Annotated in this window: 3 protein-coding genes; all 3 read left to right on the top strand. The window is 63.3% G+C overall.

Annotated features, from left to right (window positions below):
* Positions 1 to 790 precede the first annotated feature (790 nt).
* The 3 genes from BMG523DRAFT_RS21790 to ccrA are packed head-to-tail and all read left to right on the top strand — an operon-like array spanning position 791 to position 4,296.
* Positions 791 to 1,135 carry a helix-turn-helix domain-containing protein gene (locus BMG523DRAFT_RS21790; RefSeq protein WP_023841291.1) on the top strand — a complete coding sequence of 115 codons (345 nt, stop codon included), beginning with the start codon at positions 791 to 793 and terminating at the stop codon, positions 1,133 to 1,135.
* A gap of 4 nt (positions 1,136 to 1,139) precedes the next feature.
* A complete protein-coding gene (locus tag BMG523DRAFT_RS21785) occupies positions 1,140 to 2,918 on the top strand; it encodes a 3-hydroxyacyl-CoA dehydrogenase family protein (protein WP_011435451.1) in 1,779 nt (592 codons plus the stop codon).
* 40 nt (positions 2,919 to 2,958) lie between these two features.
* The gene (ccrA, locus tag BMG523DRAFT_RS21780) at positions 2,959 to 4,296 is read left to right on the top strand and encodes a crotonyl-CoA carboxylase/reductase (protein ID WP_011435450.1); all 1,338 of its coding nucleotides are present in this window, start codon (positions 2,959 to 2,961) and stop codon (positions 4,294 to 4,296) included.
* The last annotated feature ends 386 nt before the right edge of the window (positions 4,297 to 4,682 follow it).

The raw sequence follows: 4,682 nt of genomic DNA, 5'->3' as shown, positions 1-4,682 counted from the left end.
GATCAGAAGTCATCCCTCGACCGAGATCACGACAGGGACGGAACACAGGCTAGTTCACAAAGAATCTTGTCCTAAAAATCTTGACAAGTTCCGCGCAGAGCGACTCCGAAGGGCCAAATCCTTCATCTGCTACACAGCACCGCAGTCAGAAGCTCTTCCTACAATTCACTCCCTTCCACGTTCGTGGCGCACCTTGTCGTTTAACTTGTCGGTCCTTCAGGTCCTGCGGTCGTTGACCTGTCCGTGGTCTTCCCGACCGGTTGGATGATCGCTTGTCGTCGGTTGGCGTGGCCGGGTGGGCTGCCGGGGCCGTGGCGGGGTGGCCGGCCGGACGCCTTCGGCGGGCGGGGCGGGCAGGCGGAAGACCCGGTCGCAGCGCAGTCGGCCGACACCGAACCACGCACCCGGCGGAACACACCACTTCCGAGCACCTCAGGCGAGACTCGAGCGATCACAAGCGATCACGTAGATCGCAACCACTCAGCCAGTTGCCCGTTACAGAGAGACGTTCCTAGCGCCAACCGCCGCCGTCTGGCGACAGTCGCGAAGCTGCAGGTCGTCCTGCCATCCCTTGGCTTCCAGCGCCAACCACGGCGGGTTCGGGCGGACCGTCCGTCATCAAAAATGATCATGTTCGCCACCGCGCCGCCAGACCATAGGTGACCGCAGGCCTCACGCGTCGCCCCGAGGACGCCCATATTCATCCGTACAGTTGACGACATGGGCCACTCGGTGGGCTATCGTAAACGAATCAGCTGATGTATCGTGGTTGCAGGGGAAGGTCAGGATCATGTTTCAGATCTTCGAGGCTCTTGCGAATCCGCCCTGGTGTGACCTGATCGAGCGGCTGAGCGACGGCGACGCCACGGTCGGCGAGCTCGCCGAGTGGTGCAAGGCCGACGTGCAGACGGTCTGCAAGCACATCGAGGTACTCGAGCAGGCCGGCCTGGTCAGCCGCACCGGGGATGCCCACCGCAGCCTGGTGCGCCTCAACGCGGAGGTGTTCGACCTGATAACCACACGGATTGTCGACGGCTTCCGTCCGGAGCATTGGGGCATCGCCCCAGACAGGGCGCAATTGATGGGGATAATAGTGAAGAATCCGGGGCGAGCGCACCGGATCGTCCACCGGTGACCTGATGGATATCCAGCTCAACGGCACGAAGGTCGGAGTTGTCGGGCTCGGCACGATGGGCGCCGGCATCGCCGAGGTAATGGCGCGCGCCGGCATCGAGGTGGTCGGCGTCGAGCTCAACGACGAGACGCTGGCCCGTGGGCTCGATCGGATCCGGCACTCCACGGACCGGGCGATGAGCCGCGGCAAGTTGACCAAGGTCGAGCGGGACGCCCTGCTCGCCCGTATCCAGGCCGGAACCGGGATCGAGGCCGTGGCCGACTGCCAGCTGGTCATCGAGGCGATTCCCGAGCGGATCGAGAAGAAGCTCGGGCTCTTCGCCGAGCTGGACAGGCTGTGTCCGCCAGAGACGATCTTTACGACGAACACCAGCTCCCTGCCAATCATCACGTTGGCCGTCGCTACCTCACGCCCCTCCCGGGTTGTCGGGACCCACTGGTCCAACCCCGCACCGGTCATGGGCCTGGTCGAGATCATCCATACTGCGGTCACCGACCCGTCTGTACTGGAGGATGTCGGGACGCTCGTCGCGAAGGTCGGAAAGACCGCGGTGGTCGCCGGGGACCGGGCGGGTTTCATCGTGACCGCCCTGCTGTTCGGGTACCTTAACAGCGCTGTCCGGATGCTGGAGGCGTGCTACGCCACCCGTGAGGACATCGACGCCGCCATGCGGTTCGGCTGCGGTCACCCGATGGGCCCATTGGCACTGCTCGATCTGATCGGTCTCGACTCCGCGTACGAGATTCTCGACTCGATCTATCACACCTCCCGCGACCACCTGCACGCACCGGCCCCGCTGCTCAAGCAGCTAGTGACCGCCGGCATGCTCGGCCGCAAGACCGGGCGGGGTTTCTACACCTATGCCGCCCCTTACTCCTCCGAGATCGTCGACATGGTCGAACCACCCCAACTCGGCTTCTTCGCGGTCCCAGGACGGCCGGTGCACACGATCGGCGTGGTCGGCACCGGCACCATGGCCAGCGGAATCATCGAGGTCTGTGCCCACCATGGCTACAAGGTGGTGTTCCGTGCACGGAGCGAGAAGAAAATCGCCGCTGTCCGGACGAAGATCGAGCGGTCACTGGACAAAGCGGTCGAACGGGGAAAGATCTCATCGGACGAGCGTACTTCGACACTGGCACGGGTTCGAGCTTCGACCGATCTGTCCGTCCTCGCCGAGTGTGACCTCATCATCGAAGCGGTCGTTGAGGACTTGGACGTCAAACGGGCGCTGTTCGCTGAACTCGACACGGTTGCACGCCCGGGAGCGGTCCTCGCGACGACCACGTCCTCGCTGCCAGTGATCGAGTGTGCCACCGCCACGTCCCGCCCGCAGGATGTGGTCGGTATGCACTGGTTCAACCCAGCGAAGAAGATGCGCCTGGTCGAGATCGTGCCGACCATCGTAACCGCGGACGACGTGACCGCGACTGTCTTCGACGTGGCCAGGACGGCGGGCAAGTACCCGGTCCGGTGTGCCGACCGCGCCGGCTTCATCGTCAACACCCTACTGTTCCCATATCTCAATGACGCGGTGAAGATGCTGGAGTCCCATTACGTGGATATCGATGTGATCGATACAGCCATGAAGGTCGCCTGCGCACACCCGATGGGGCCGTTCGAACTCGCCGATGTCATCGGCCTGGACGTGACACTCGCCATCCAGCGCGCCCTGTACCGGGAGTTCCGCGAACCCGGGTACACCCCGACGCTCCTGCTGGAAGACCTCGTCAGGTCCGGATGTCTGGGGTACAAGACCGGGCGGGGTTTCCGGGTCTACTGAACATCTGCTCGATGTCGGCATCGTATAGGAGAGTTCGACCGTGAAAGAAATAAGGTCAGCTATTCTCGCCGGTGACACGCCCAAGGAGGCCTTTACATCCCTCCGGGTGCCGGAGACCTACCGGGGAGTGGTCGTCCGAAAGGAAGACGTCAACATTTTCAGTGGGCTCGCATCCCGCGACAAAGACCCCCGACGTTCACTGCACCTGGACGAGGTCGCGACACCGGAGATCGGCCCCGGTGAGGCGCTGGTCGCCGTGATGGCGTCCTCGATCAACTACAACACGGTGTGGACGTCGGTCTTCGAACCCCTGCCGACGTTCGGTTTCCTGGAGCGCTACGGCCGTCTCTCCCCGCTCAGCAAGCGACACGACCTGCCTTATCACGTCGTAGGGTCCGATCTCGCCGGTGTCGTGCTGCGCACTGGGCCGGGGGTACACGCCTGGTCGCCAGGTGACGAGGTGGTGGCCCACTGCCTGTCGGTCGAGCTGGAACGGCCGGAGGGCCACAACGACACGATACTGGATCCGGAGCAGCGCATCTGGGGTTTCGAGACCAACTTCGGTGGCCTCGCCGAACTGGCTCTGGTCAAGGCGAACCAGCTCATGCCGAAACCGGCGCATCTGAGCTGGGAGGAGGCCGCGGCATCGGGCCTGGTGAACTCCACCGCATACCGTCAGCTGGTGTCGCGCAACGGCGCGGACATGAAGCAGGGAGATATCGTGCTGATCTGGGGCGCGAGCGGGGGTCTGGGCTCCTACGCCACGCAGCTGGCGGTGCGCGGCGGTGCCATCCCAGTCTGCGTTGTCTCTTCTTCCGAGAAAGCCGAAATTGCCCACAGGATGGGCGCCGAGCTGGTGATCGACCGGACGTCGGAAGGCTACCGGTTCTGGACGGATGAGCACACCCAGAACCCGAAGGAATGGCAGCGCTTTGGCAAGAAGATCCGGCAGCTCACCGGCGGGGAGGATCCGGACATCGTTTTCGAGCATCCCGGACAGGAGACCTTCGGCGCCTCGGTCTATGTGGCCCGCCGCGGCGGAACGATCGTCACCTGCGCCTCCACCAGCGGCTTCGTCCACTCCTACGACAACCGCTATCTCTGGATGAATCTGAAAAAGATAGTGGGGTCGCATTTCGCGAACTACCGCGAGGCCTGGGAGGCCAACCGATTGATCACCAAGGGGCTGGTTCATCCGACCGTGTCACGGGTGTATCCACTGGACGAGACCGGCCAGGCCGTCTACGAGGTGCACCGCAACCTGCACCAGGGCAAGGTCGCGGTCCTGTGCCTCGCGCCGCAGGAGGGCCTCGGCGTGCGCGACAACGCGATACGGACCCGCCATCTGGAAGCGATCAACCGCTTCCGCGAGACGTGATCATGAATTTTGGATTTTCCGCGGGAATAGCGGAGGTCGGAATTCGCCAGCCTCCCCGGCCCTGCCGCCACCAAGACGGACGTGTACCGCGGTGTTGTTGCACGCGGCCTCCACCTCCTACGGATCGCGAGGATCATCGGCGGGGGATCACCCCCGCATCAGGGAAGGGGCTCCTGTACCGCCATCACCGGACGCTGAAGGGAGGGGATGTGGCGTGGCCTCCGAACTGTCGACCTCGGACTAGCAAGTCAACAATCTAAGCTAATCCAACATCAATGGAGGTTTGCCTTCATGAGCGGCGTAACCAGTTCGGATTTTTCGGACCACCTCGATACGCATGGACCTTTGCTAGTCGGAGCATGGAAGCTTGTCTCGTTCATCGTTAC

Origin of the sequence: Frankia sp. BMG5.23, assembly GCF_000685765.2 — a bacterium.
Classification (GTDB): domain Bacteria; phylum Actinomycetota; class Actinomycetes; order Frankiales; family Frankiaceae; genus Frankia; species Frankia casuarinae.
Note: the sequence above shows the minus strand (reverse complement) of the source record. Positions and strands in the feature narration are given on the sequence as shown.